Raw genomic sequence first — 26217 nt, forward strand, 5'->3', positions numbered from 1 at the left:
GCCGAACCGATCCGTACTGCCGAACCGAGGTGACTGCCGCCATGAACCCGATCAACCTCGTCGTCCTCGCAAGACTCTTCGCGGAGACCGTGTCGGCCGATCCCGGGGCAGGGCCGCGGGCGCTCGACGGGGTCCCGCCGGCCGAGCGCGGCAGGATCGAGCAGGTCCTCGCGGGGCTGCTCGCAAGTCCGGAGGAGGAGCGGATGCTGCGGCTGCCGCTGGCCGACACCGACATGGTCGACTTCGAGGTCGAGGAGGAGGTCGGGCGCCGATGAACGCTCCCGTGCGCGACGACATCGTATGGAACCTGGCCGAACACGCCGTGTCCTACCCGGCGTTCGAGGCCCACACCGCCATCAGGGCCGAGTTCGGCCGCTCGCTGCGCAAGCGGACCCGGCTGTGGGAGCCCCTGCTGAGCCTGCTGGCCACGGAGTTCGGCCACCGCCCGTCCGAGGCATCGGCCCGGGTGATGAGCGGCTGGTTCACCATGGTCCACCTCTCGGCGCCGATCGATCAGCTGGTGGACCGTGACCCGATGTCGCAGCAGTGGCGCGAACTCGGCGGGGCGGGCGCCATCGAACTCGTCCTCGCGCTGAAGGACCAGGTGTTCCAGGCGCCGCTCGAGGCGCTGGACCCGCGGGCCGACGCGTCGACCGTCCACGCGGTGTCCCGGGCCACCGTCGAACTCGCATCGGCCTGTCTGACGGCGTCGATCGGGGAGTACCTCGACATCGTCGGGTACTCCGAACTGCGCTCCGAGCCGCCCTACCCGGTGGAGACCGCCGCCAAGGTCGCCCTGTTCTACGAGCAGTTGGTCGGCTGGAAGTCCTCCGTGATCTACGAGTGCCTGATGCGCTGTGCGGCACTGACCATGCGGGCACCCGAGGGCGCCGTCCAGGCCCTCGCGACCTTCGGCCACCACGTCGGCTTCGCCGTGCAGGTCCTCGACGACGCCGGGGGAGTGTGGGGGGTCGGCGACGACCTGGAGAAGGACCCTGTGAAGGTGATCTCGCCGCTCGCGTACGCCCTCACGATCGAACACCCGGACCGCGACGAACTCGTCGACCTGCTGCACACCCCCGCCGCCGAACGCGATGTGCGGCGGACGCGGGAGATCCTCGACGCCGTCCAGGCCCGGGCCTTCCTGGAGTTCCTGATCCGGGACCGGATCTCGCTGGCCGTCGGCGCGGTGGCCGATGCCGTGCCGGGGCTCGCCGCGCCCCTGGAGCGCTGGGCGGACGCGTACTTCCGGCGGTTACCGGAGGCGGCCCGGTGACCGAGGCCGCCGCACCGAAGGAGCACACCTTCCGTGCGGGTCCGGCGGCGATGCCGGGCCTGCCGTACTTCGGCGGCATCGTACGGATGAAGAAGGACCCGATCGGCTATCTCGCCGAGGCGAGCGGGCGGGGGCCCGTGGTGCGCCTGGGGCGGCTCGGCAGGCGATCGTTCTACCAGGTCAACGACCCCGACCTGGTGCGGTCGGTGATGACCGCGCCGCGTGCGGACGTCGGCATGACGCGGACCAGCGACGTACTGGGCATCCTGTTCGGCGAGTCGGTCTTCACGATGCAGGACGAGCCCTGGCGCAAGCGGCGCGACGAACTGCAGCCCGCGTTCAGGACGTCGAACCTGCCCGAGCTGTTCGGCTCGGCCGCGGGGGAGATCGCCCGGACCGTCGCGCAGTTCGAGCCGGTCGCCGAGGCGGGCGGCTCCGTCGACTGCAGCGCGGCACTGCTCGACCTGCTCCAGCGCATGATCGTGCGGATGATGTTCGGGGTGGCCGTCCCGGAGACCGCCGCGCAGCTGAGCCGCGCCTTCGACCACGGCCTGGAGTACCGCCAGCGGCGGCGCTGGTCGCTCGCGGGCCTGCCGCTGTGGTGTCCGACCCCCGCCAACCGGAAGTTCCACGACGGGGTGGCCCGGCTCAACGCCAGCATCGTCGAGATCATCGAGGACCACCGCAGCAACCCCCCGGAGCGGGCAGGGCTGTTGAAGATGCTGATGGAGTGCCGCGACGGGACGACCGGCCTCGGCTGGACCGACGAGGAACTCCTCGCCGAGGTGAAGACCACGTTCGTGGCGGGGTGGCTGACCACCGCGACCGCGGCCGTCTGGCTGTTCGACCTCCTCGGACGCCATCCCGGGATCACGGCACGCGTGGTGGACGAACTCGACGCGCTGCCGGACGACGGCCCCCTGACCTACGACGACCTGCACCGGCTCACGTACGTCGAGAACACGATCCTCGAAGCGATGCGGCTCTTCCCGCCGGGCTGGCTCCTGAGCAGACGGGTGCGGCGCCCCTTCGCGCTCGGGGACCTGTACCTGCGCCGCAACGCGGTGCTGCTGGTCTCTCCGTACGCGCTGCACCGGGACCCCGCCCACTGGAAGGACCCGGAGCGGTTCGACCCCGACCGCTTCCGTGACAGCACCCACGGTGAGGCGCACAAGGCCGCGTTCCTGCCGTTCGGGTACGGGCCACGCGTCTGCATCGGGCGCGGAGTGGCGCTGATGGAACTGAAGATGATCGTGGCGACCCTGCTGCGGCGCTTCCGGTTCACCCTCGCCGACAGAGCGCCCGCCCGACTCCAGCCCGTCTCCTTCCTGCGCCGTGCGGAACCGCTGATTCTCGGCATCGCCCCACGCTGATCGCTTCCCAGCACGGCCGCCGTGCGACACACCACCAGAAGTGCAGGCAGCTACTCACCTTGACGAGGCCGCACATGAGAGAAGTCTCGCTGAACCCTCCTGAGTCGAAGCCGAACCCTCCTGAGCCGAAGCCAAACCCTCCCGAGCCGAAGCCGCCAGGACCGGCCGGGGACCGGGCCGTCATCGCCACCGCGTACGAACGGGAAGTCGCCCGGATGTACGACGAGAAGCAGGACGACTTCAACCTGCTGCTCGGCAAGGAAACCCACCTCGTCCACCACCACTTCGGGATCGGGGACTTCGACCGCTCGCCCGGCGCGCTGCGCGACGAACCCGACATCCAGCGCAGGCTGCACGAGCTGGAGAACGCCCAGACCGAGCGGCTGCTCGACCTGCTGACCGGCATCGGACCCGAACACCACGTCTTCGACGGCGGGTCGGGCCGCGGCGGCACGGCGTTCATGGCCCACGAGCGTCTGGGCTGCCACGTCGACGGCGCCACGATCTCGCGCTACCAGCGCGAGTTCGCCGAGCGCAGCGCCCGCGAGCGCGGCTGCGACGCCAAGGTCCGGTTCCACTTCATGAACATGCTGCGCACCGGACTGCCCACCGCGTGCATGGACGCGGCCCTGACCAACGAGGTCACGATGTACATCGAACTCCCCGTGCTGTTCAAGGAGTTGGCCAGGATCGTCAAACCGGGAGGGCGCTATGTCCTCGCGACCTGGGCGGTCGACGAGCGCGGCTCCGCGGGCGACGTGATCGCCGCCATCGACCGGCACTACGCCTGCACCATGCACACCCGGGGCGCCTACCTGAAAGCCCTCCTCGACGCGGGCTTCGTGCCGCACCACGTCGCCCAGATGGACGGCGACGCGCTGCCGTACTGGGAGTTGCGGCAGCGCAGCGAGCACAGCGACACCATCGAGAAGCTCTTCATCGACGGGTACCGCGCCTCGACCATCGCCTACCTCATGGTCGCGGCGGAACGGGTCGGGCGATGACGGCGGACGCGCTCCTGACCCAGTTCGACCAGGAGCTGTTCGCGTATCTGCACCGCGAGCAGCCGCGCTCGGAGACCTTCCGCCGCATGGTCAGCGACCACATGGCCTGGCGCTCCTGGGACGACGGCGAGCCGACGACGGCGCAGGCCCGCGGCAAGCGGGTGCGGCCCCTGCTCGCCCTGCTGACCGCGCGGGCCATCGCGGGCGACCACCGTGGTGCGATGCCCGCGGCCATCGCGGTGCAGCTCGTCCACGACTTCAGCATCATCCTGGACGACATCATGGACCGCGACCGGATGCGCCGTAACCGCCCCGCGCTCTGGGTGAGTTACGGCACCGGTCACGCGATGACGGCGGCGGCCGGGCTCTACGTCATCGGGCTCGACGCCCTGCAGGAATCCCTGGACGAGGCCCGCCCGCACGTCGAGGCGCGGGCCCTCACCAGGACCCTGCTCGACTCCTGCCTGGAGATGGCCGAGGCCCAGCACGTCGACCTGGACTGGGAGCGGCGGCTCGACATGACGCTCGACCAGGTCGAGGCCGTCGCGCTCGGGCGGTCCTGCCTGCTGCGGTGCGGGATCGAACTCGCCGCGGCCGTCAGCACCCCGGACCGCGGAGTGCGGGCCGCCTTCCGCGAGTTCGGCGCGCTGCTCGCCACCGCGTTCTCGGTCATCGACGACTTCCGCGGGCTGTGGGGCAGCGAGGAACGCAACGGCAAACCGCTGCGCAGCGACATCCGCAGGCACAAGAAGACCTACCCGATCGTCGTCGGCCATCTGCGCTCCACACCCGCAGCGCGCCGAAGGCTCCGCGCGCTGCTCGCCGATCCCGAGCCGGGCGACGCCGAGATCGCGGCGATCATGGAGCTGCTCGACGAGGCCGACGCCGGTGGCGCCACCCTGCACGAAGTGGCCCGCCTGTCGCGGCGGGCCGTCGAGACGCTGCACGGGCCGCCGCTGGCGCGGTTCGTGGTCTCCGAACTCGTCGAGCTGACCGAGACTCTCTTCGGCGGGCTCGCCGGCTCGGCGCCTTCCCTGTCGCAAGGAGGATCCACGTGACAGCGCACTCACCGGCCGGCGGCACGGACCCGGCCGCGCCACCGTTCGCAACCCTGCCACCGCTCACCTCGGCACGCCTCGCCGAACTCGCCCCCCGCATCAAGGAGGCGTGGCTGCGCCATCCGGTGCTGGTGTTCCACGCGTGCCGGCTGACGCCGCAGGACCTCGTGGCGTTCGGCGCGCTCTTCGGCGCCCCGGTGCCGGTGCCGCCCCAGGAGGGCGTCGTCGACACCGCGGGACTGCCGCCCGAAATCATGATCGTCTCGAACATCGTCGAGAACGGCCGCAACGTGGGCCACCTGGGCGGCGGAGAACTGAGCTGGCACACCGACATGTGCTACGTCCCCGAACCCGCGGTCGCGAGCGCCCTGTACGCCGTCGAGGTCCCCCAAGGGCAGGGCGACACCTGGTTCCTGGACATGACCGCCGTCCACGACAGCCTGCCCGCGCCCCTGCGCGGGCGGATCGCCACCCTGTCCTGCAAGCACGACGACAGCCGCACGGCCGCCGGTGACCTGCGCCACGGCCGCGGGCCCGTCGCGGACGTCACCACGTCATCCGGCGCCGTGCACCCCCTGGTGCGCGTCCGGCCCGAGACCGGACGCAAGGCCCTGTACCTGGGACGCCGCCTGAACGCCTACGTACCGGGTCTGCCGCTCACCGAGTCCGACGCGCTCCTGGACGAACTCTGGACCTACTGCGACGACCCCGCCCTGGCGTGGGCGCACCGCTGGCGGCCGGGGGACCTGGTGGTCTGGGACAACAGGGCCGTGATGCACCGCAGGGACGCCCTGCCGGACGGGGCACGTCGGCTGATGCACCGGATCCAGGCGAGGTGACCATGACTTCCGCGCACGAAGAACCCCCGGTCCTGGACGCCGACTTCGTCATCGACACGCTGCTGGCCCGGGGCTACCGGGAGATGGCCGCCGTGCCGTGCAGCTACCTCAAGTCGCTGCTGGAGCGGGCGGCCCGGCGACCTGACATCGACTACTTCCCCGCCACCTGCGAGGGCGAAGCGGTGTCGGTCGCCGCCGGAGCCTGGTTCGCCGGGCGGCGCGTGGTGGTCGCCCTGCAGAACTCAGGGCTCGGCGACGCCCTCAACCCGCTCGCCTCCCTGTGCCTGCCCTACGGCATACCGGTGCTGCTGCTCGTCTCGGTGCGCGGCGAGCCGGGGACACGGGACGAGCCGCACCACGACGTGATGGGACGCACGACGGACCGCATCCTGGACGACGTCGGGATCCGCCACGCCTGGCTGCCGACCGACCCCGCCGGGTTCGCCGCCGCGGTCGAGGAGGCCGAGCGCGCGATGGAGACCCAGCGGCGCCCCTACTGCCTGCTGGTCAGGAAGGGGTCCCTCCGTGACCTTCCCGCGAGCCCGCCCGAGCCGGTGCCGGACGCCGGGGACGTGCTCAGTCGCGCCCTCAGTCGCGCCGAAGCGATCAGGTGGCTGCGCGCGCGGCTGCCGCAGGACCAAGTGGTCGTCACGACGACCGGACTGACCAGCCGTGAGCTGTACGCCACGGGTGACCGCGTCACCCATCTCTATCTCAGCGGTTCCATGGGATGCGCCGGAGCGGTCGGTCTCGGCCTCGCGCGGTCGGGCGGGCGGCCCGTCGCGGTGTTCGACGGCGACGGAGCGGCGCTGATGCGCTTCGGCACACTGGTCAGCGCCGCCGCGTCGACCGGATCGGACCTCCTGCACGTCATCTTCAACAACGGCTGCTACGACTCCACCGGAGGGCAGCCCGTCCAGGGCTCCGTGCCGTTCGCCGAGACCGCCGAACTGCTCGGCTACGCCGCCGCGACGCGCTGCGGCTCGCACGCCGAACTGGCGGCCGCCTACGACAAGGTGATGGCCCAGAAAGGGCCCCGGCTCCTGGAGATCAAGGTGTCGGCCGACCCGGTCCCCGCCCCCCGGGTCCCGCTGCGCCTCCCCGACATCGCGACGCGGCTGCGCGCGCTGTACGGCCCCACCACCACGGCACCGGCCTCATGACGGCCACCAGCCGGACGTCCAGCAAGACGGCGATGCTCAGACACCTGGTGCAGCGCTCGGAGTTGAGCTTCCTGATGGAGGCGCACAACGGCCTCTCGGCGAAGCTCGTCGAACGGGCGGGGTTCGAGGGCATCTGGGCCAGCGGCCTGTCCATCGCGGCGGCCCTCGGGGTGCGCGACAGCAACGAGGCGAGCTGGACCCAGGTCCTGGAGATCGCCGAGTTCATGAGCGACGCGACCCGGGTGCCGATCCTGCTCGACGGCGACACGGGCTACGGCAACTTCAACTCCGTACGACGCCTCGTGCGCAAACTCGAACAGCGGGGCATCGCCGGGGTCTGCATCGAGGACAAGCTGTTCCCGAAGCTGAACAGCTTCGTCCGTGACGGCGCCCAACCCCTGGCCGACGCCGAGGAGTTCGCAGGGAAGATCGAGGCGGCGAAGGCCTCGCAGCGCGACCCGGACTTCGTCGTGGTGGCAAGGACCGAGGCGCTGGTCGCGGGCCAGGGCCTGGCCGAGGCGCTGCGCCGCGCCGAGCTGTACCGGTGTGCGGGCGCCGACGCGATCCTGATCCATTCGGCCCGCCCCGACGCGGGTGAGGTCCTCGCGTTCAAGGGGGAGTGGGCGGAGCGTCTGCCCGTCGTCATCGTGCCGACGACGTACTACATGACGCCCACCGAGGTCTTCGCCGAGCACGGGTTCTCCACCGTCATCTGGGCCAACCACCTCATGCGCTCGGCGCTGCGCGCGATGCAGATCACCGCTTCGAGGATCTTCGCCGAACAGAATCTGCGGAGCGTGGAGGACACGGTGGCGTCGCTGGCCGAGGTCTTCGATCTGCAGGGGGAGGACGAACTGGCGCGGGCGGAGCAGCGCTGGCTGCCCAAGCGGAACGGCCGACGGCCCTGATGCACCGTCAGGGCACCGTCCTCGCCGTGCTGCTGGCCTCCGTACTGCTGGTGTCGATGGACACCTCCATCCTCAACGTGGCGCTGAAAACCCTCGCCGAGCCCGCACCCGTCGGCCTCGGCGCCGACCACGGCCAGCTCCAGTGGGCCGTGGACGCCTACACGCTCGCCTTCGCGGGCCTGCTGCTCAGCTCGGGTCTGCTCGGCGACAGGCTCGGACACAAGAAGCTGCTCGTCGTGGGCGTCGCCCTGTTCGGCGCCTCGTCGGCCCTGTCGGCCGCCGCGCACACACCGGGCCAACTCATCGCGCTGCGCGCCGTCATGGGGGCGGCCGGGGCGCTCATCATGCCCGCGACGCTGGCCATCATCTCCGCGGAGTTCCCCGGCGAGCAGCGCACCAGGGCCCTGAGCATCTGGACCGCCGTGGTCGGCGTGGCCGTCGCGCTGGGGCCGATCATCGGCGGCGCGCTGCTCGAACGGTTCTGGTGGGGTTCGGTGTTCCTGGTCAATGTGCCGGTGGTGTCCGTGGCCCTCGTCGCGATGCTCCGGGTCGTGCCCGGTACCAAACGCTCCGGCGGGCCCCCGGGCCGCCGCGTGGACCTGCCCGGCGTCGCCCTCTCGGGCCTCGGCCTGCTCGGTGTGGTGTACGGCGTGATCCGCGCGGGCGAGCTGAACGACTGGACGAGCCGCGCGGCGGGACTGCCGCTCGCCGCGGGCCTCGTGCTGCTCGCCGCGTTCGTGCTGTGGGAGAAGCGTGCCGCGCAGCCCGCACTCGACCTGCGGCACTTCCGCGAGCGCGGCTTCGCGGCGGCGGCGCTCTCGCTGGCCGTGCTGTATTTCGCGCTCCTCGGCGGCACCTTCGTCATCACCTTCTATCTGCAGAGCGTCCGCGGCTACAGCCCGCTGACGACGGGCGTCTGCGTGCTGCCGCTCGCGGCATCCCTGATCATCTGCGCGCCGCGGGTACCGAACCTCGTGACCCGTCTCGGTGTGCGCGCGGTGTGCACGTTCGGCCTGGTGGTCATGGCCGCCGCGCTGCTGGGCCTCGCGACGGTCGACCAGGACACCCCGATCTGGCTGTTCGAGACGTATCTGTTCGTCTTCGGTGCCGGGACCGCGCACGTACACCCCCCGTCGACCGGAGCGATCGTGTCCGCCCTGCCCGCCGAGGAGTCCGGCGCGGCCTCCGCGGTGAACAACACCTTTCGCCAGGTCGGCGGTTCACTCGGCGCCGCCGTCCTGGGGTCGGTGCTGAACGCGGCGTACGGCGCCCGGATCCGCCCTGCGGTCGACGGCCTGGACGACCCGCTGGAGCACCAGGCGCGGGGATCCGTCGCGGCCACGCTGAAGGTCGCACAGGGCCTCTCGGCCGACGGGCACGCAGCGCGGGCGCACTCCGTCGCCCAAGCGGCGTACCAAGCTTTCGGCCACGCCATGCGGATCACCTGGGTCACCGCGGCGGCGGTCGTCCTCGCCACCGCCCTCGTCGTGTGGCTGCTCATACCGGGGCGGCCGACGGGCCATCCCCAGGACGTGCGTCGTACGCGGTCACCGAGGGCCTGTCCGGCGGATCATGCCGCGGGTCGCGGGGTCTGGCACGCACGCCCCCAAGCTCTCGGCTCCGCTCGAGCAGGGAGGTACCCCCTCCGGCGTTGTCGTCGGTTGCCAACGCTCCGCGTTGCCGCCCTCCTCCGCCTTGCAGCTGCACGCACCAGACCCCGCTCACCAGCACCGGACGGTGGGCGCCACCCGCACGCGACCTGATCCGCCGGACAGGCCCTAGGGTGCGGTCATGCGAGCTGTAGTCATCGATGCCGACGGGCACTTCCAGTTGGAGCGACGGCCGGAGCCGGTGGCGGGGCCGGGAGAAGTGGTGGTCCGCGTGCGCGCCGCAGGTCTCAACGCCGCCGACCTGCAGCAGGCGCGCGGGGACTATCCGGCGCCGCCGGGATGGCCGAGCGACGTGCCGGGTCTGGAGGTCGCCGGGGAGGTCGAGCAGGTCGGGAGCGCCGTCACCGGGATATCTGCCGGAGACCGCGTCATGGCGCTGGTCGGCGGCGGTGGTCACGCCGAGCGGATCACCGTCCCTGCCGACCTCCTGCTCCCGGTGCCGGAGGCCCTGTCCTGGGAGGAGGCCGGAGGCTTTCCCGAAGCCTTCAGCACCGCCTGGGACGCCCTGGTCACGCAGGCCGGGGTGCGTGCGGGGGACCGGGTGCTGATCACCGGTGCGGCGGGCGGTGTGGGCACGGCCATGGTGCAGGTCGCCGCGGTGTCCGGCGCGTACACGGTGGCCAGTGTGCGCCGTCCGGAGCTGCACGACCGGGTGCGGGCGCTCGCCCCGGACGGTGCGCGCGTCGACGTCGTCACACCCGCCGACGAGGCGGAGCACGGTCCGTACGACGTGATCGTGGAGCTCGTCGGCGGACAGGACTGCCTGCGCCGCGTCCCCCTGCTGCGCAGCCGCGGCAAAGTCCTCATCGTCGGGGTCCAGGCGGGCGCCACGGTGCCGCTGCGAATGTTCGACCTCATGCTGGTGCGCGGCCAGTTGATCGGTACGACCATCCGCGGCCGCCCGCACGCGGAGAAGGCGCTGCTCGCCGGCCTCGTGCGCACCTCGGTCGTGCCGCTGCTCGCCGACGGCCGTGTGCGGGTCCCCGTGGACACGGCCTTCTCCCTCGACCGGTACGCCGACGGTTACGCCCGGCTCGCCGGACCGGGCAAGTTCGGCAAGGTCGTCCTGACCTGCGGGTGAGAGCGCGCCACCGCACACGCCGAGGGGCTCAGCGGCGCAGCCCGGCGTCCAGCGCGCGGATCAGCTCACCGACCCGTCCGCCGCCGGGCGGAGCGGCCGGATAGCGTGCGAGTACGTCGACGACGGCCGGTGTCGCACGGCGCACCGCCCGCTCGATGTGCTCGGCGCCCACGGCGCGGTCGTCGGCGGCGAGGAGTTCGGCCGCGCGGGCGGCATGTGCGCACGATCCGAGGATGTGCTTGACCTGGGTGGCCTTGGCCAGCGGATGCAGATAGGCGGCGCCCGCCGCGGCCATCGCGGCCCGCGCCGCTTCGCCTGCGGCCGCGCTGTCCGCGTCCTTGGCCGCCTTGAGCGCCGCCCACGCCGTGTCGCGCAGCGCCTTCCCGCGCTCACCGCCCCGGGCGAACTCCCACGCGGCACCGATCGCCTCCCGAGGCCGCGCGTCGTCCGGCCGGTCGGCCTCGAAGATCCCGAGGGCCGCCTCCGCGCACGCCGCGGCGAACCCGGTGACCTCACGAAGGTCCTGCTTGCTCAGAACGACGTCACTCGCTTCCCCTGCCATGGCTCCATCCTCGACCACTGCGCGGTCCGACGAAGAGGCGGGACCGTGCGGGGCGAAACGTGCGCCCGGATCGGTCAGGATCCGAGAAGCGCGGGCCGGGAGCCGCGCATAGCCTGGCCGTCATGGACATCACGATTCACACGAGCGCGCTGCCCCATGACGATCCGGACGCGTCCCTGGCCTTCTACCGCGACGTCCTCGGCTTCGAGGTCCGCAGCGACGTCGGGCAGGGCACGATGCGCTGGATCACGGTCGGCCCCGTCGGCCAGCCCAGCACGTCCATCCTCCTCGCGCCGCCGGCCGTGGACCCCGGCATCACCGAGGCCGAACGCCGCACCATCGCCGAGATGATGGCCAAGGGGACGTACGGCTGGATCCTGCTGGCCACCCATGACCTCGACGGCACTTTCGCGAAGGTGAAGGCCGGTGGCGCCGAGGTCGCCCAGGAGCCGACCGAGCAGCCGTACGGCATCCGCGACTGCGCCTTCCGCGACCCCGCGGGCAACCTCATCCGCATCCAGGAGCTCCGCTGATGTGCCGCCCCGCGTGGGGGCGTGCCCGTGCGGAGGCGCAGCGCCTGGACGATCTCGCGCGACGGGGCCGGGACCGCGATGGAAGCACAACAGACGTACCACCGACCGGACTTGACGCGAACGACAGGCACGCGGCGGTATGTGCGATGGCCGTCGGGAGTTCCTCGGGCGGGCCGGAGTCCCGGGCGGGAGCCGGATCGCCCGAGGGGTAGTCACTGCCCGCGGTCGATGCGGGAGATGGTGCCTCCGAGGTCGAACACGTACAGCTCGCCCCTGGCGCCCTGCGCGAAGGAGACGACCTCGCCGCCGTTGACCCCGAGGTCGCCCACGGCGGTCACCTTGCCGTTCTCGATCTTCAGGGTGCGCAGGGTGCCGTCGCAGTAGTCGCTGTACACGTACTGGCCCCTGAGCTCCGGGATCGCCCTGCCCCGGTAGACGTATCCGCCGGTCACCGAGCAGCCGAGGCCGGTGCGGTCGTACTCGTGGACCGGCGGGACGTGGTTCGCGGGCTCGGTGCCGTCCCGGAAGGGGTGGTTGCCCTCCATCTGGGACCAGCCGTAGTTCTCGCCGCCCTCGCTCTTCGCCGACGCCCAGTCGATCTCCTCCCAGGCGCTCTGGCCGACGTCGCCGATCAGCAGATCGCCGGTGCCCGCGTCGAAGGAGAACCGCCACGGGTTGCGCAGCCCGTACGACCAGATCTCGTCCTTCGCCTTCGGGTCGTCCACGAACGGGTTGTCCGAGGGGATCGCGTACGGCTTGCCGCCGCGCGGGTCGATCCGCAGCAGCTTGCCGAGCAGGGTGTCGAGGTTCTGTCCGTTGCCGTGCGGGTCGCCGCCCGAGCCGCCGTCGCCGAACGCGATGTAGAGATAGCCGTCGGGGCCGAACTTGATGTCGCCGCCGTTGTGGTTGGAGTAGGGCTGCGTCTGGGTGAGGACGGTGCGCCGCGTCTGCGGCTGGAGCTTGCCGTGCCGTACGGCGAACTCGTCGATGGTGCTGGTGCCTTCGAGGTTCGTGTACGAGATGTAGAAGTGCGCGCGCTTCTTGTCGAACGCGATGCCCAGCAGGCCGCGTTCACCGTCGGTGGTGGTCTCGGCAGAGATGTCGAGGACGGGCTCGCCGAGACCGTTGGGGCCCAAGACCCTTACGGTGCCCGCGCGTTCGGCGACCCAGAGCCTGCCGCCGGGACCGGTGGCGCCCGCGATGGGGTTCGTGGCCGTGGCCACCTTGGTGAGCGCGACCTTCGCCGCCTGACGTGGGGCGGCGGGCTCGTCGGCGGACGCCGAGGTCAGTGCGAGGGAAGCAACGAGGCAGAGGGTGCCGATGATCGCCGAGCTTCTGGTGCGAACTTTCACCGTGATCCTCCTGGCGACAGCGGGGGATGGTGTGCTCCTGGCCACGCAAGAGGATACTGGGGCAGGGGTTTTTGGTGTAGACCAAGACCCGTTTCACCTAAGGCAGTTCGGCGATCCGGCGCACCCCTCAGAGTGCCTGGTGATTGACCCAGGTGACCCGGTACGGATAGCGGGACTGCCACCGCTTGATGAGCTGTCCCAGCCCGGGCAGGGCGAAGGTCGCGTTGAGCGCCTCGATGTCGGCGAGGCCGAGCTGCACGACCGCGCTGGCGATGAACATCGGGCTGTGATCGTCGCCGGGTACGCGGATGTGGCGCTGCGCCGAGAACGTCTCGACCTGGCCCGAGCCCAGCATCAGGTCTTCGATGTCCTTGAGGTATCGATCCAGCTCCGCGTCGGGCATGCCGGAGTCGAACGAGACAATCATCGTGTGGTAGATCATGCGCCCATTGAAGCCGCGGTGCGGCCGCCGAGTCCAAGACCTGCTGGATCATCGGCGATAACCTGGAGGAATGGCTGATCTGGAGACGCGGGAGCTGGAGTACTTCGCCGCGGTCGCCGAGGAGCTGCATTTCGGCCGGGCCGCCGAGCGTCTGTCCATCGCCCAGCCCGCGCTGTCCAAGGCGATCCGGCGCATCGAGTCCCGGCTCGGGGTCCAGCTGCTGGTGCGTACGAGTCGGCATGTCTCGCTCACACCGGCCGGCGAGGCGTTGCAGCACCACGGGCGGCACGCGCTCAACGCGGTCGGCGCGGCGGCCCGCAGCGCACGCAGGGCCGGGGAGGCGCAGGCGCAGCTCCGGCTGGTGATCAAGCCCGGTGGCGACGGGAACCTGCTGTCCGGGATCCTCGCCGAGTACGCCCGCACGCATGACGCGCGCCGGGTGGACATCCTGTTCGGCGGCGCCACCGACCGGGCCGACCACGTGCGCGACGGCCGGGCCGATCTGGCCCTGCTGTACGCACCGTTCGACGACCTCACCGGGCTCGACCACGAGACGCTCGCCGTGGAGGGGCGCGTGGCGGTCCTGCCCCGCGACCACCGGCTCGCCGCCCGCGCCGAACTCCGCCTCGCCGACCTCGAAGGCGAGACGCTGCCGCGCTGGAAGGGCGTGCACAGGAAGGGCGAGCGCCGGAGCGGCGTGCACTGGACGGGATCGCTCGACGACGGGAACGGGCCGGAGGTCACGGACGTGCCGCAGCTCATTCAACTGATCATGGTGGGACGCACGATCGCGGTCCTGCCCCGCTCGCTCGCCCAACCCGAGCACCCGGGCCTGGTCTACCGGCCGGTCATCGACGCCCCCGCGAACCACATGGTCATCGCCTGGTCCGAGCTGGACCACCGCCCGCTGGTCGCCTCCTTCGTCGACGCGGCGGTCAGCGCGGTCCCCAGGACTTCCGAGGGTCCGCAGCGCCGCGGTCGCGCCTAGGGTGCGAAGAGTCCGGGGCATCGAGGACGACGGGGGGTGTCGCGGGCGAGCGGAACGGTGGCCCGCCGGGCAGCGGGGGCCGAACAGGGCCCGGGGGCACGCCGCAGGCCCGCACGGGAGTCCCGTGCGGGCCCTTCCGCGTCTTCGCGGCGCTCCCTCGCGCCCGCCGTCCCAAGAGTCCAATCCCGGTCGCGCGTTAGTCCATGTCGCCATGGTCGGCACCTGAGTACAAGTGCCGTAAGAGGTACGGCTGTTGGACCCCACCGCGCAACGGACGCGGGTGGCGGCCGTCTCCTCGGCCCCCCACAGATTCGACGCCCCCAGAGAGGAACCCCCACATGTCGGTCCGGACTCTGCGCAGATGCGCCACCGCCGGTGCGGCCGCGGCGCTCCTGCTGCTCGCGCCCCAAACAGCCGCCGCCTCCGTCGGCGGCGGCAACGTCTCGGTCAGCTGGTCGCTGCCCGGCACCCCGTCCGCCGGTCTCACCGACCTCACCTTCCCCATCACGGTGAACCCCGCGACGGCCCACCAGGCGGGGATCTACTTCGCCCAGCAGTACGACTTCGCGAACGGCATGGGCTACACGGGCCTCCAGCCGAGGGAGAACAGCGGCGGCAGCGAGCGGTTCTCCGCCCGCTTCTCGACCTTCACCGCGGGCGCCACCACCTCCGACCCGAACTGCCACGAGGGAGCCGACGGCGGGCCCGGCGTGACCTGCGCGGTGGACTTCGACGGCGTGTACGGCCACCGGTACGACATCAAGGTCGAGCGGACCGGCACCGACACATGGACCGGCACGGCCAAGGACACGGTCACCGGCGTCTCCACGCACCTGGGCACCTACACCCTGCCCTCCGGCAGCGGCAATCTGCAGGGTTCCCAGGGCGGGTTCGTCGAGTACTACGCGGGGATCCCCAGCTGCGCCGAGATGCCCAGGTCCGACGTCGTCTTCGGCGGCCCCACCTCCACCGGGGCGGGCGGCCTGAGCGGCACCTCCAGGGCCAACTACGAGTACAGCGACTGCGTCGGCGAGGCCAACTACCAGGCCGAGAACGACGGATCGGGCACGCACATCACCCGCGGCTTCATCTCGTAGGCCGACTCCCGCGGCGGCCGTGGCCTTAAGCTCTGAATGATGGTTCACTTCTTTCATGGCCTACCGCAAGACCCCTGCCGAGCTCAGCCGTCTCGCAGCCGCGCGCGAGCGCCTCGTCGCCTGCGCCACGTCGGCCGTCGCGGAAGTGGGCTGGTCGCAGGCGTCCGTGACCGCCGTCGCCGACGCGGCGGGGATCGCGGCCGGGTCGGTGTACCAGCACTTCCCGTCGAAGGCGGCGCTCGCCGTGGAGGTCTTCCGGCGCGCCGCCGGACGCGAGGTCGACGTGATCGGCGAGGTGCTGCACGGCCCGGGCGACCCCGTCGAGCGGCTCCGCTGCGGCGTCGAGGTGTTCGCCCGGCGCGCCCTGGAGAACCGGGGCCTTGCCTACGCCCTGCTGGCGGCCCCCGCCGAACCGGCGGTCGGCGCCGAGCGCCTCGACTTCCGCCGCCGCTACCGTGCGCTGTTCGCCGAGGTGGTGCGCGAAGGCATCGCGGGGGGCCAACTGCCGCCGCAGAACGGTGAGATCACCGCCGCCGCGCTGACCGGGGCGATCGGCGAAGTGCTCGTCGACCCCCTCGGCACCCCCGACGAGAACGCGACGGACGCACTCCTCGCCGACCTCACCGCCCTGGCCCTGCGCTGCGCGGGCGCCCCGACCGACTGACCCCGTCCGCTCCTCCGGAGGATGCCCCATGCCCAGCAAGCCCACCGCCGTGACGCATGAAGTGACCAACCAGGTACCGCCGTTGACGGGTCACGACGTCGCGGACGACCCGGTCCTCCTCGCCGGGGTCCGCCGCGAGGGCGCCGCGTGGTACCTGGACGACCTGCACCGCATAGGCCGGCGCGCCGCGAGCGAGGAGGTGCAGCGGTGGGCCGACGAGGCGAACCGGTACGAGCCGGTCCTGCGCACCCACGACCGCTACGGCAACCGCGTCGACGAGGTCGACTTCCATCCCGCCTACCACTTGCTGATGGACGTCGCGATCGGCGAGGGCCTCGGCGGCAGCGCCTGGGCGGACGAGCGCGCGGGCGCCCATGTGGCGCGCGCCGCCGGGTTCATGGTGTGGAGCAGCGCCGAGGCGGGACACGGCTGCCCGGTCTCCATGACGTACGCCGCGGTGCCCGCCCTGCGCCACTCGCCCGAGCTCGCCAAGACGTACGAGCCGCTGCTCACCAGCCGCGTCTACGACCACGGCCTGCGCGCTCCCGCCGACAAGCGCGGGCTGCTCGCCGGGATGGGCATGACGGAGAAGCAGGGAGGCACCGACGTCCGTGCCAACACCACGACCGCCACCGAACTCCCCGACGGTACCTGGCGGTTGCGGGGTCACAAGTGGTTCACCAGCGCCCCCATGAACGACCTGTTCCTGGTGCTCGCGCAGGCGCCCGGCGGGCTCTCCTGCTTCCTGGTGCCGCGCGTCCTGCCCGACGGCAGCCGCAACACCTTCCGCATCCAGCGCCTCAAGGACAAGCTCGGCAACCGCTCGAACGCGTCCAGCGAGCCGGAGTTCGACGACACCGTGGCCTGGCTCGTCGGCGACGAGGGCAAGGGTGTGCGCACCATCATCGACATGGTGACCATGACACGGCTCGACTGCGTCCTCGGCTCCGCGTCCGGCACCCGTGCCGCGCTCGCCCAGGCCGCCCACCACGCCCGCCACCGCTCGGTGTTCGGCGCCAGGCTCATCGACCAGCCGCTGATGCGCAACGTCCTCGCCGACCTCGCCGTGGAGTCCGAGGCCGCCACCACGCTCGCGCTGCGCCTGGCCGGCGCCGTCGACCGGGCCCAGCGCGGGGACGACGGGGAGCGCGCGTTCCTGCGGCTGGCCACGGCCGTCGGCAAGTACTGGGTGTGCAAGCGTCAGCCCGCCGCCGTCGCCGAGGCCCTGGAATGCCTCGGCGGCAACGGATATGACGAAGCGTCCGGCATGCCGCGGCTGTACCGCGAAGCCCCGCTGAACGGCATCTGGGAGGGGTCCGGCAACGTCAACGCCCTCGACATGCTGCGGGCGCTGGCCCGTGAACCGGAGTCCCTCGCGGCCTTCCGCGCGGAGATCGACGCGGCCGCGGGCGGCGATGGGCGCCTCGACGCGGCCTGGCGGGAACTGCAGGGCGAACTCGTCCTCACCGAGGACGCCCCGCTGCGCGCCCGCCGCGTCATCGAGCGCGCGGCCCTCGTCCTGCAAGGCTCCCTCCTCGTCCGGCACGCGCCCGCCGCGGTCGCCGACACGTTCTGCGCCACCCGCCTGGCCGGGGACCGGGGCCTCGCCTTCGGCACGCTGCCGCCGGGCTCCGACTTCGCGGCGCTGCTGGAACGCCTGCCCGCCTGACCCGCGGGCGCCGACGGCTCACCCCGACGGCGCGGCCTCGTCCTGCCGCTCGCCGCCCAGGAACTCCACGACGGCCAGCGCGCACAGCAGGCACAGGGCGATGCCCACCACCACCCAGCCCGTCGGATGGGACCACAGCACGTAGCCGAGCAGGGCGGCGGCCACCAGGATCCAGCTGATCCAGGTGCGGTGGCGGCGGACGAAGGCGCCGACGGGCCCGGTGCGCAGTCCGGCCCGCTCCGCGGTCGTCCGCACGGCCCCGATGCCGGACGTCCACAGGCCGCGCACCAGTGCGGCACGGCGCCCCGATCCGGTCAGCCAGGCGCCGAGGGCGACGACGACACCGAGGGCCACCACCATGCGGACCATGGTGAACAGGAAGTGGGTCATGGTGTCGTACACCGCCGCTGCCGCGTCCTGCGAGACGTCCGCGGGCAGCCGGTCGAGGTAGATCACGCGGAACACCCGCAGGCCGATGCCGAGCAGCCCGGTGGCCACGGCGAGGGCCAGCGCCCCGGTGACCAGCGCCCGCCGTCTGCGGACGGAGAGCAGGACGCCCGCGGCGACCAGGACGAGGGCGACGACGGGGAGCCAGTTCCCGGCCAGCTGCAGGAGCCGTACGTACGTCCTGGCCTTGCCGATGTCGTCCGACGTGAGGAGCGTGAAGTCCGTGTGGACCTCGGGGATCCGGCCCGCGACGGTCATGCCGTCGTCGACGAGGCGCTGCTTCACCCGGTCGACCAGGGGCGCGAGATCGACGGTGACGGCGCCGTCCCGCAGCTGGACGGCGTCGCCGCCCTTGCCGGTGAGCGCCTTGTCCAGGGCGCGGTGGGCCTGCCGGTTGGCCTGTTCCCAGATGGTCTGGAACGCGTCGGAGCCCGCCACGGCGCGGGCCTTGTCGTGGACGAAGCCGCGGACCGCGTCCTCCAGGGAATCGCCCAGCTTTCCCAGGGCCTTCGCAAGCCGGGGCCGGTCGTCGGCGGCCACGTCGGACAGGAGCGCCGACAGGTCGATCCGGGACATGAGGGCGTCCGTCGCCCGGTCCGCGACGGCGTCCTGCACGTCGGGGTTCGAGGCGAGCGGGCCGATCGTCGCCACATAGCGGTCGGTGTCGCCGATCTCGTCGGCCGCCCAGGCGGCGACCACGGAGAGCGGCGCCAGCACGCAGCCGACCACGATGAGGACGGCGGCGAGCAAGGACCGGCCCCGGTGACGGCGGCGCCCGGCGCCGCGCTCGGCCTCGAGCGTCGCGACCCGGTCGCGCAGTTCCAGGAGTTCCGCCCGCTCGTCGGGGCCCGGGGGCGCCTTGCCGTCCGTCACTGGGGCCTCCTCGGGGGCGCGAGCGTGCTGCCCCCAGGGGATCCCCGGCTCCGGCCCCCGGCGAGGCGGGCTCGCCCGTCCGGGTGAACCAGGAGGGGCTAGGGCAGGACCGGGCCCAGCAGGGCGCGCAGGCGGCCCGGGGTGTGGCCCGTCCCGAGGCGGAGGGCGTGGGTGAGGTGCGGCTGGTCGCTGAAGCCCAGGTCGTTGGCGAGGAGGGCCAGGTCGCGTTCGCCTTCGGTGAGGCGTTCCAGGGCGTGGGCGACGCGGAGGCGGTTGCGGTAGCGGGTGAGGGTGGTGCCCGTCTCCGTACGGAAGACCCGGCTGAGGTGGTGCGGTGAGCAACCGACGGCGCGGGCCAGGGAGTCGAGGCCCTGGGTGACGTCGGTTCCCAGCGAGGCGCGGGCGTCGTCGACGAGGAGGCGCCGGGCCCGGGCCGACCGCGGGTGGCCGCTCGCGACACGGGTCGGGGCCAGCTGTCCGAGGATCCGGGCGGCGACCGCGGTGGTGCGCTCGGCCAGTTCGAAGGCGTCACCACCGGGCTGCGCCCCGGTCCGCGCGCGGGCGAGCAACAGGCGGTGGGCCAGGGTGAGTTCGGGCGTGGTGAACACCAGACCCTGCGGGACCGTCGGGTCGCCGCCGAGGAGCGCGGCGACCTGGGGCTCGGACAGGATGATCTCGGTGTAGACGTCGTCGCCGCACGGGTGCGAGAACTGCTGCTCGCAGCCGAGGCGTTCGACGTACACGCTGGCCGGGTCGAGCAGCTGCTCCACCCCTTGGACGCGGCCCCGCACCAGGCCGCGGCGCACCATGACCAGGCCGAACACGGCCGCCTGGCGCATCGGCGTCCAGCCCCGCGGCGCGCCGCCGCACCGCACGTCGGCCAGGAGGACGTCGTCCGTGCGCAGCAGGGTGCGGCGCTCCACCGGCATGACCACCGCCCCCTCATGACGCGTCCGCCGTCTTGCCCTGGGTGGTGCGGAGTGAGCAAGAACTTACAAGCCGTGCCGTGCTGTTGAGCGGCAGTCTCTCGTACGAGGAAGACCGATGGGGTGGTCAGGGCGAGGGGGGGATGGCGATGAGCGGGCTCGACCGGCGGGATGTGCTGCGGGCCGTCGTGGGAGGTGCGGCCCTCGCGGGGTGGGGGCAGGTGCTGGGGGGCGGGGGCAGGGCGGGCGCGGCCGGGCGGCGTACGGGGGTTGTCGCCCGGCGGGCCGGGGCGTTCGAGGTGCTGGCCCTGCTCGACGCGCACGGGCCGTTCCCCGGCAAGGTCCGGGACCACTTCGCCGGTGCGTCGGACGCCGACTGGGAGCGGGCCGAGCGGATCGACCCGGCGGCGTTCGGACCCGACGGCACCTGGGAGTTGGACTTCCGCTGCTACGCGGTCCGCGGTCCCGGCGGGCGCGTCACGCTGGTCGACACGGGGGTCGGGCCCGCGGGCAGCCCCGCGGCGGACTGGGCGCCCGTGCCCGGCCACCTGCCGGAGGTGCTCGCGGAGGCGGGCATCGGCGCGGCCGACGTGGACGCGGTCGTCCTGACCCATCTGCACGAAGACCACTACGGGTGGGTCGTCGGTACGGACGGGTCGCCGATATTCCCGGGCGCCCGCCATGTCGTCCAGCGCACCGAGACCGCCGCGCTCGGCGAGGGGGACAGTGCGCTGTCGTACGTGGTCGCCCCGCTGCGCGCGGCCGGGCTCCTGCGCGAAGTCGACGGGCGGACACGGCTGTCGGGCGGTGGGGGAGGTGCGGTCACGCTCGTCCCGACGCCGGGGCACACCCCCGGGCACCAGTCGGTCCTCGTGGAGGGCGGAGTGCGCCGGATCCTGGTCACGGGCGATGTGCTCGTCCACGCGGTCCAACTCGTCGACCCGGCCGTGGCGTACGGGTTCGAACGGGACAAGGAGACCGCCCGGCGGAGCAGGGAGCGGCTGCTCGCCGATGCCGGGCGCGACCGGGCGCTGCTGGCCACCGCCCACCTCAACCGGCCCTTCGTACCGGCCCGGCGTCCGGAAGCCACCGGGGCGGGCGGGAGCCGAAACACGTAGCTTTCTTGCGCCAGTTGACGCACGGGAGGCCGTGGGCGCGCTCGAAGCCCGGTGCTTGTCCGGATCTTTTGTTTACGGGCGGCATGCTCGGACAGTCGGGGTGGTGCCGACGGGCAGGACGCACGGTGCGGCCCCGCACCGCCTGGCCGGAGCGGCTGAGGAACGGAGGCACCATATGACCGAGAGCATCTGGCGCTACCCCACGTCGGCGGGTCTCACGCCCAACGCCGACCTGACCGGGTACAAGGTCGAGGCGACGGACGGGCACATCGGCAAGGTCGACAAGCACTCCAACGATGTCAGCTCGCAGTACATCGTCGTCGACACCGGCGTCTGGATCTTCGGCAAGGAGGTCCTGCTGCCCGCGGGGACCATCACGGGCATCGACCCCGAGGCGAAGACGATCCAGGTGGCCCGCACCAAGGAACAGATCAAGGACGCACCGGAGTTCGACAAGGAGAAGCACCTCGGCGACCCGGCCTATCACGACCAGCTCGGCCGCTACTACGGCGCCCACCACCCGGGCGCGCCGGGCACCGGGCCGGGGGCTCCGGGCGGCCGGGTCTGAAGCACGGGGCCGACCTGCGCGGGCGGGTCTGAAGCGCGGGGCCGACCCGGGCGGCCGGGCGGCGTTCGCGCCGCCCGGCTCGGCGACGCGGAATGACCCCGCCCGCGCGGATGTTCGACGGAACATGAGCAACGATCAGCGCACCCTCACCAACCCCGCCACCCTCCACGACCCGACCCCGTTCGGCTACAGCCACGCCGCCTCGGCGCCCGGCGAACTCGTCTTCATCGGCGGCCAGTACGCCTCCGACGACACCGGCGCGCCCGTGCCCGGCGACTTCGCCGCCCAGGTGGACCTCGCCTTCGACCGGCTGCGGTCGGCACTGGAGGGAGTCGGCCTCGGATACGAGCATGTGGTCCGCCTCGGCACGTTCGTCGTCGACCACGACCTCGCGAAGCTGGAGACCCTCGGCAAGGCGCTGCACGCCCGCTTCGGCGACCGGCTCCCCGCGCAGACGCTCAGCGGTGTCGCCTCGCTCGCCCTGCCGGGAATGCTGTTCGAGGTGGACGCGGTGGCGGTACGGCCGTAGCGGTTCCGCCCGCCCCGGGCCGCCGCAGCCGTGCCTCAACGGGACGGGCGGCGGCCCCCGTCGGCGTTCCCGGCGCGCAGGGTCCGTGGGGTCTGGCCGAGTGCGCGGCGCAGGGAGCGGGTGAGATGACTCTGGTCGGCGAAACCGGCGGACAGGGCGATGTCGGCGATGCTGCGGTCGGTGTGGAGCAAGGCGTTGCGGGCGTGTTCGACGCGTTGGCGCAGCACGTACTGATGGGGGGTCTCGCCGGTGGAGGCCTTGAAGACGCGGTTCAGGTGCGAGGTGCTGACTCCGGCGACGGCGGCGAGTTCGGCGAGCGTGATGCGGCGCGAGAGATTGACGTGGATGTAGTCCCGCAGTTCCGCCAGGCGTCGGGCGGGCATGCCGCCCTCGCGGACGGGCAGCGCTCTGCCCTGGGTGCCTTGCCTGAGCACGAGGGCGGCGGCCGCCTGCGCGAGTGATTCCGTGTACAGGGGGTCGGCGGGGCCGTCGGCTTCGTACGCGTCGAGAAGCCGGTGCACGAGCAGGGTCAGCAGCGGGTCGGTGAAGTGGAAGGCGGGGGCGAGTTCCACGGCGTCCGGCAGGCCGCTCTCCGCGGTGAGCTCCTTCAGCCACAGGGGGTCGAGGGCGAGAAGGACGAGTTCGACGTCGTCCTGCCAGCGGGGCCGGGCGGCGTGGCCCGCCGGGTTGATCAGGGCCTCGCCGGTGTGGAACCGCGCCCGGCGCACGGCGCTGCCGTCACTCCAGCGCAGATTGGCCGAGCGCCCGGTGTGCACCACCAGGACGTGGGAGCCCGGACCGACCGGTGGTGGCGCCGTGTCCGCACGTCCGGCGGCGAACTCGACCGCGCGTTCCACCACAGCGTGCTGGAGGTCGTCACCACTGCTGGTGAGGCACTTCAGGTGGGGCTTGATGCGAGACGTAACCACTCACAACAGTATTCAACAGACATGCCGATCGTGCAGGGTCGGCGTTCCCCGGCCCTGGTCGGCCCGGTCCGGGGTCCCGGAATCGCAGCGGTCAGGCGGTGCCCGGGATGATCGGATCCTTCTAAAGGTGGCGTGATTGTTCAAGAACACCGTCGTCCGTCCCCTGCATGCTTCCGGATGTGATCGTTCCGGGCCCTGTCGCCCCGGTGCGTGCCGTGAACATGGAATCCACAGGAGGCTGTCATGGTGAAGACCCCGGACAAGACGCTGGCGGGGAAGGTCGCTTTCGTCGGCGGCGCCTCACGCAATCTCGGCGGACTGATCAGTACGACGCTGGGAGCCGAGGGTGCCCTGGTGGCGGTGCACTACAACAGCGATTCCTCCCGGGCCAAGGCCGAGGACGTCGTGGCGCAGATCAACGCAGGACCCGGTGAAGCCTTCGCGATCCAGGCGGACTTGACCCGCGCCGCGGAGGTGGAACGGGTCTTCGATGAGGTCGTGGCCCGGTTCGGCACGCTCGACTACAGCGTCAACACGGCCGGGATGGTGCTGAAGAAGCCGCTCACGGAGATCACGGAGGAGGAGTACGACCAGATGTTCGCGGTCAACTCCAAGGCCGCGTTCTTCGTGATGCGTGAGGCCGCCCGGCGCATGGCGGACGGCGGCAAGATCATCACGATCGTCACGTCACTGCTGGCCGCCTACACGGGCCTGTACTCCTCGTACGCGGGCAGCAAGGCCCCCGTCGAGCACTTCACCCGGGCACTGTCGAAGGAGCTGTTCGGCCGGAACATCTCGGTGAACAACATCGCTCCGGGGCCGATGGACACCCCGTTCTTCTACCCGGCGGAGGACGAGGGCTCCATCGCCTACCACAAGTCCTCGGCCATGAACGGCGATCTCACCAAGATCGAGGACATCGTGCCGTGGGTGCGCCATCTGCTCACCGACGGCTGGTGGGCCAACGGTCAGACCATCTTCCTCAACGGCGGTTACACCACCCGCTGAAGTCCACCGCAGGCCCGGCGGGCGGGAGTCTCCCGGTGAATTTCCAGGGCGACAGGGCATCAGTACCGTGGGCTCGGCGCCGCGATGGGTATCGGGGCCCATCGAACAGGGAAGGCGTGGATGGCTCCCCGCTCGTCCGTACCGCTGCACGTCGACGTCGTCGCGGGCCTCGACCCGGCCTTGGTGCGCGTGCGTGGTGATCTGGATGTCGAGAGCGCGCCCGTGCTCCGGTGCGCCCTGGCGTCCTTGCCGCACCGCTCGGTCGAGGTGGACCTGGCCGAGGTCGGCTTCATCGACTCGTCCGGGATCAACGCGCTGCTCGTCCACCTCCGGGAATGCCAACTGGCCGGCGGCAGCATGACCGTGACGCACGCATCCTCCTTCGTACGAAGAGTTCTGCAGATGCTGGGAGTCGACGGCATCCTCACCCACCGTCAGGAGCCGCCGGAAGGCGAGGGGCCCCGGCCCGGTCTGTAGTTGTGCATCACCGTCCGCAGCCATCGCATTCGGCGAGGTGACACGGCCCGCCATGGTGTCCGGCCCCCTGGTCGGGGCCGCCGCCATGGCGGGCCCGCACATGTCGCTCGCGGTGAGCGCGGCTCTAGCGTTCCGCACGTCCCTGGCTCGACCTGCCTGTCCGCCGCACGACGTGAAGGAACCGGATGTCGCGACCCCGCACGGCCATCACCCCACCCCGCGGTCGCCCCGGGCGGCGTGCCGTTCTCGGCGCTCTGGCGCTCGCGGGCGTCCTGCCGCTCGTCGGTGCGTCGGCCGCGGCCCTGCCCTCGGACCGTGGGGAGGGTGCACCGGGCGGTCACTGTGCCGCCCGTGCCCTGTTGCGCGTTCCGGGCGCCGAACACCAACAGGCCGACTGTCTGGACGAGTTGACCACCGCGGGAACCGTCGAGTCGGGTCATACCGACCCGGCCGACTTCGCGGGACTCACGCCCAAGGACCTGCCGGTACCGAGTGGCGTTCCGGGGATCCAGATCGACGGCTACTTCCCCGACACGTCGACCACCAACACCAACCACGGCTTGAAGCACGACGCGCAGTTCGTCGTCCGGCTGCCCGATCACTGGAACGGTGGCCTGGTGGTCGCCGGAACACCGGCCAACCGAGAGCAGTACGCCAACGACCGCGCCATCGCCGACTGGGTGCTCTCCCGCGGCTATGCCTACGCCGCCACCGACAAGGGCAACACCGGCCCGGCCTTCTACCGCGACGGCCGCGAGCCCGGTGACGCCATCGCCGAGTGGAACCAGCGCGTCACCCAACTCGCGCGTGCCGCACGCTCAGTCGTCACCCAGCGCTACCACAGGCCTCCCGCCCGCACCCTCGCCACCGGCCTGTCCAACGGCGGCTACCTGGTGCGCTGGCAGTTGGAGAACCATCCCGAGCTGTATGACGGCGGAGTGGACTGGGAGGGCACCCTGTGGCGCACCGGCGGCCCCCATCTGCTCACCTTCCTGCCACCCGCGCTGCGCAACTACCCGGCGTACGCCGCCGGAGGCCCGGGAGCGCAAGAGGCCCAACAGGCCCTGCACAAGGCCGGATACCCGGCGGGCTCGGAGTTCCTGTGGCCCTACCACCACAAGGTCTACTGGGACTTGACGCAGCGCATCAACCGCGAGGAACTGGACCCGGACTTCGACGGAGCGACCGAGGCGGGCACCCCCTACTGCGCCCCGGGCACCCCCGACTGCGACGCCGACTACAACTACGCCGCCCGGCCGCCCGCGGTCCAACGGGCCGTCGGCCGCATCGCGTTGACCGGGCGCATCGGCAAACCACTGATCACGCTGCAGGGCACGCTCGATGTGCTGCTGCCCATCAGCAAGGACTCCGACGTCTACGCCCGCATGGTGCACAAGGCGGGACGCGGCGCGCTGCTGCGCTACTACCGCATCGAGGACGGCACGCACGTCGACTCGCTCGTCGACACCTTCCCCGACAAGCTCCGCCCGATGGTCCCCTGCCACCGTGCCGCCTTCGCTGCCATGGAGGACTGGCTGGGCGGCAAGGGGCGGCCGCCGGGCGACCGCACGGTCCGGCGCCCGGCCGACGCGGGCTCCGCGGCACTGCTCACGAGCTGCCCGCTGGAGTAGCGGGCGCGCCCCCCACATGGCCCTCGGACCCA

At 72.0% G+C, this 26217-nt stretch carries 27 protein-coding genes; 21 read left to right on the plus strand and 6 right to left on the minus strand.

Annotation, left to right across the window (positions count from 1 at the left end; all coding sequences use genetic code 11):
* The first annotated feature begins 41 nt into the window (after window positions 1–41).
* The 10 genes from ACFWZ2_RS27170 (at window position 42) to ACFWZ2_RS27215 (ending at window position 10372) form a co-directional block, all read left to right on the plus strand.
* The gene (locus ACFWZ2_RS27170) at window positions 42–275 is read left to right on the plus strand and encodes a hypothetical protein (RefSeq protein ID WP_384549979.1); all 234 of its coding nucleotides are present in this window, start codon (window positions 42–44) and stop codon (window positions 273–275) included.
* Window positions 272–1276: a hypothetical protein gene (locus ACFWZ2_RS27175; RefSeq protein ID WP_384549981.1), complete on the plus strand. Its 1005-nt coding sequence runs from the start codon at window positions 272–274 to the stop codon at window positions 1274–1276. The genes ACFWZ2_RS27170 and ACFWZ2_RS27175 overlap by 4 nt, the downstream gene beginning before the upstream one ends.
* Window positions 1273–2649 (plus strand): cytochrome P450, encoded by a 1377-nt coding sequence (locus tag ACFWZ2_RS27180; protein WP_384549983.1) that lies wholly within the window; start codon window positions 1273–1275, stop codon window positions 2647–2649. Before ACFWZ2_RS27175 ends, ACFWZ2_RS27180 begins: the two co-directional genes overlap by 4 nt.
* Window positions 2650–2723: 74 nt before the next feature.
* Window positions 2724–3653: an SAM-dependent methyltransferase gene (locus ACFWZ2_RS27185; protein WP_384549985.1), complete on the plus strand. Its 930-nt coding sequence runs from the start codon at window positions 2724–2726 to the stop codon at window positions 3651–3653.
* Window positions 3650–4711, plus strand: coding sequence for a polyprenyl synthetase family protein (locus ACFWZ2_RS27190; protein WP_384549986.1), 1062 nt, complete (start codon window positions 3650–3652; stop codon window positions 4709–4711). Before ACFWZ2_RS27185 ends, ACFWZ2_RS27190 begins: the two co-directional genes overlap by 4 nt.
* A complete protein-coding gene (locus ACFWZ2_RS27195; RefSeq protein ID WP_384549988.1) occupies window positions 4708–5550 on the plus strand; it encodes a TauD/TfdA dioxygenase family protein in 843 nt (280 codons plus the stop codon). The genes ACFWZ2_RS27190 and ACFWZ2_RS27195 overlap by 4 nt, the downstream gene beginning before the upstream one ends.
* A gap of 2 nt (window positions 5551–5552) precedes the next feature.
* Window positions 5553–6713: a thiamine pyrophosphate-dependent enzyme gene (locus ACFWZ2_RS27200; protein ID WP_384549990.1), complete on the plus strand. Its 1161-nt coding sequence runs from the start codon at window positions 5553–5555 to the stop codon at window positions 6711–6713.
* Window positions 6710–7621: a phosphoenolpyruvate mutase gene (aepX, locus tag ACFWZ2_RS27205; protein ID WP_384549992.1), complete on the plus strand. Its 912-nt coding sequence runs from the start codon at window positions 6710–6712 to the stop codon at window positions 7619–7621. The genes ACFWZ2_RS27200 and aepX overlap by 4 nt, the downstream gene beginning before the upstream one ends.
* Window positions 7621–9384 carry an MFS transporter gene (locus tag ACFWZ2_RS27210; protein WP_384549994.1) on the plus strand — a complete coding sequence of 588 codons (1764 nt, stop codon included), beginning with the start codon at window positions 7621–7623 and terminating at the stop codon, window positions 9382–9384. Before aepX ends, ACFWZ2_RS27210 begins: the two co-directional genes overlap by 1 nt.
* A 28-nt stretch (window positions 9385–9412) precedes the next feature.
* Complete coding sequence (locus tag ACFWZ2_RS27215) at window positions 9413–10372, plus strand: alcohol dehydrogenase catalytic domain-containing protein (RefSeq protein WP_384549996.1); 960 nt, start codon at window positions 9413–9415, stop codon at window positions 10370–10372.
* Between the two features lie 28 nt (window positions 10373–10400).
* On the opposite strand, the gene ACFWZ2_RS27220 is transcribed toward ACFWZ2_RS27215, so the two are convergent.
* Window positions 10401–10934: a putative immunity protein gene (locus tag ACFWZ2_RS27220; protein ID WP_384549998.1), complete on the minus strand. Its 534-nt coding sequence runs from the start codon at window positions 10932–10934 to the stop codon at window positions 10401–10403.
* Window positions 10935–11056: 122 nt separating this feature from the next.
* On the opposite strand from ACFWZ2_RS27220, the gene ACFWZ2_RS27225 reads away from it, so the two are divergent.
* Window positions 11057–11467 (plus strand): VOC family protein, encoded by a 411-nt coding sequence (locus ACFWZ2_RS27225; RefSeq protein ID WP_384550000.1) that lies wholly within the window; start codon window positions 11057–11059, stop codon window positions 11465–11467.
* A gap of 212 nt (window positions 11468–11679) precedes the next feature.
* Here the strand turns inward: ACFWZ2_RS27225 and ACFWZ2_RS27230 are convergent, their stop codons facing one another.
* Together ACFWZ2_RS27230 and ACFWZ2_RS27235 are read right to left on the minus strand one after the other, a co-directional pair.
* Window positions 11680–12819, minus strand: coding sequence for a PQQ-dependent sugar dehydrogenase (locus ACFWZ2_RS27230; RefSeq protein ID WP_384550001.1), 1140 nt, complete (start codon window positions 12817–12819; stop codon window positions 11680–11682).
* Window positions 12820–12946: 127 nt separating this feature from the next.
* Window positions 12947–13261, minus strand: a complete 315-nt coding sequence (locus ACFWZ2_RS27235) for a hypothetical protein (protein WP_384550003.1) — start codon at window positions 13259–13261, stop codon at window positions 12947–12949.
* Between the two features lie 70 nt (window positions 13262–13331).
* On the opposite strand from ACFWZ2_RS27235, the gene ACFWZ2_RS27240 reads away from it, so the two are divergent.
* From ACFWZ2_RS27240 to ACFWZ2_RS27255, 4 genes are all read left to right on the plus strand, one after another.
* Window positions 13332–14249, plus strand: a complete 918-nt coding sequence (locus tag ACFWZ2_RS27240; protein WP_384550005.1) for a LysR family transcriptional regulator — start codon at window positions 13332–13334, stop codon at window positions 14247–14249.
* Between the two features lie 338 nt (window positions 14250–14587).
* The gene (locus ACFWZ2_RS27245; protein WP_384550007.1) at window positions 14588–15346 is read left to right on the plus strand and encodes a hypothetical protein; all 759 of its coding nucleotides are present in this window, start codon (window positions 14588–14590) and stop codon (window positions 15344–15346) included.
* A gap of 55 nt (window positions 15347–15401) precedes the next feature.
* Window positions 15402–16010 carry a TetR/AcrR family transcriptional regulator gene (locus ACFWZ2_RS27250; protein WP_384550008.1) on the plus strand — a complete coding sequence of 203 codons (609 nt, stop codon included), beginning with the start codon at window positions 15402–15404 and terminating at the stop codon, window positions 16008–16010.
* A 28-nt stretch (window positions 16011–16038) separates the two neighbouring features.
* A complete protein-coding gene (locus ACFWZ2_RS27255; protein ID WP_384550010.1) occupies window positions 16039–17679 on the plus strand; it encodes an acyl-CoA dehydrogenase family protein in 1641 nt (546 codons plus the stop codon).
* An 18-nt stretch (window positions 17680–17697) separates the two neighbouring features.
* On the opposite strand, the gene ACFWZ2_RS27260 is transcribed toward ACFWZ2_RS27255, so the two are convergent.
* Window positions 17698–18999: a hypothetical protein gene (locus ACFWZ2_RS27260; protein ID WP_384550012.1), complete on the minus strand. Its 1302-nt coding sequence runs from the start codon at window positions 18997–18999 to the stop codon at window positions 17698–17700.
* Window positions 19000–19097: 98 nt separating this feature from the next.
* The gene (locus tag ACFWZ2_RS27265) at window positions 19098–19928 is read right to left on the minus strand and encodes a helix-turn-helix domain-containing protein (RefSeq protein WP_384550014.1); all 831 of its coding nucleotides are present in this window, start codon (window positions 19926–19928) and stop codon (window positions 19098–19100) included.
* A gap of 146 nt (window positions 19929–20074) precedes the next feature.
* Between ACFWZ2_RS27265 and ACFWZ2_RS27270 the strand changes: the two genes are divergently transcribed.
* From ACFWZ2_RS27270 to ACFWZ2_RS27280, 3 genes are all read left to right on the plus strand, one after another.
* Entirely contained in the window at window positions 20075–21043 is a 969-nt protein-coding gene (locus ACFWZ2_RS27270; protein WP_384550016.1) for an MBL fold metallo-hydrolase, read from the plus strand.
* 175 nt (window positions 21044–21218) lie between these two features.
* The gene (locus ACFWZ2_RS27275; RefSeq protein WP_384550018.1) at window positions 21219–21611 is read left to right on the plus strand and encodes a PRC-barrel domain-containing protein; all 393 of its coding nucleotides are present in this window, start codon (window positions 21219–21221) and stop codon (window positions 21609–21611) included.
* Window positions 21612–21735: 124 nt separating this feature from the next.
* Window positions 21736–22140, plus strand: a complete 405-nt coding sequence (locus tag ACFWZ2_RS27280; protein ID WP_384550021.1) for a RidA family protein — start codon at window positions 21736–21738, stop codon at window positions 22138–22140.
* A gap of 35 nt (window positions 22141–22175) precedes the next feature.
* Here the strand turns inward: ACFWZ2_RS27280 and ACFWZ2_RS27285 are convergent, their stop codons facing one another.
* A complete protein-coding gene (locus ACFWZ2_RS27285; protein WP_384550022.1) occupies window positions 22176–23069 on the minus strand; it encodes a helix-turn-helix domain-containing protein in 894 nt (297 codons plus the stop codon).
* Between the two features lie 243 nt (window positions 23070–23312).
* Here ACFWZ2_RS27285 and ACFWZ2_RS27290 point away from each other — a divergent pair, with 243 nt between their 5' ends.
* From ACFWZ2_RS27290 to ACFWZ2_RS27300, 3 genes are all read left to right on the plus strand, one after another.
* Entirely contained in the window at window positions 23313–24077 is a 765-nt protein-coding gene (locus ACFWZ2_RS27290; protein ID WP_384550024.1) for an SDR family oxidoreductase, read from the plus strand.
* Between the two features lie 120 nt (window positions 24078–24197).
* On the plus strand, window positions 24198–24554 hold the full coding sequence (locus ACFWZ2_RS27295) for an STAS domain-containing protein (protein ID WP_384550026.1): 357 nt from the start codon (window positions 24198–24200) through the stop codon (window positions 24552–24554).
* Window positions 24555–24739: 185 nt separating this feature from the next.
* Window positions 24740–26185, plus strand: a complete 1446-nt coding sequence (locus ACFWZ2_RS27300) for a tannase/feruloyl esterase family alpha/beta hydrolase (RefSeq protein ID WP_384550028.1) — start codon at window positions 24740–24742, stop codon at window positions 26183–26185.
* Window positions 26186–26217: the final 32 nt, after the last annotated feature.

Origin of the sequence: Streptomyces sp. NPDC059002, from assembly GCF_042740435.1 — a bacterium.
Lineage (GTDB): Bacteria > Actinomycetota > Actinomycetes > Streptomycetales > Streptomycetaceae > Streptomyces.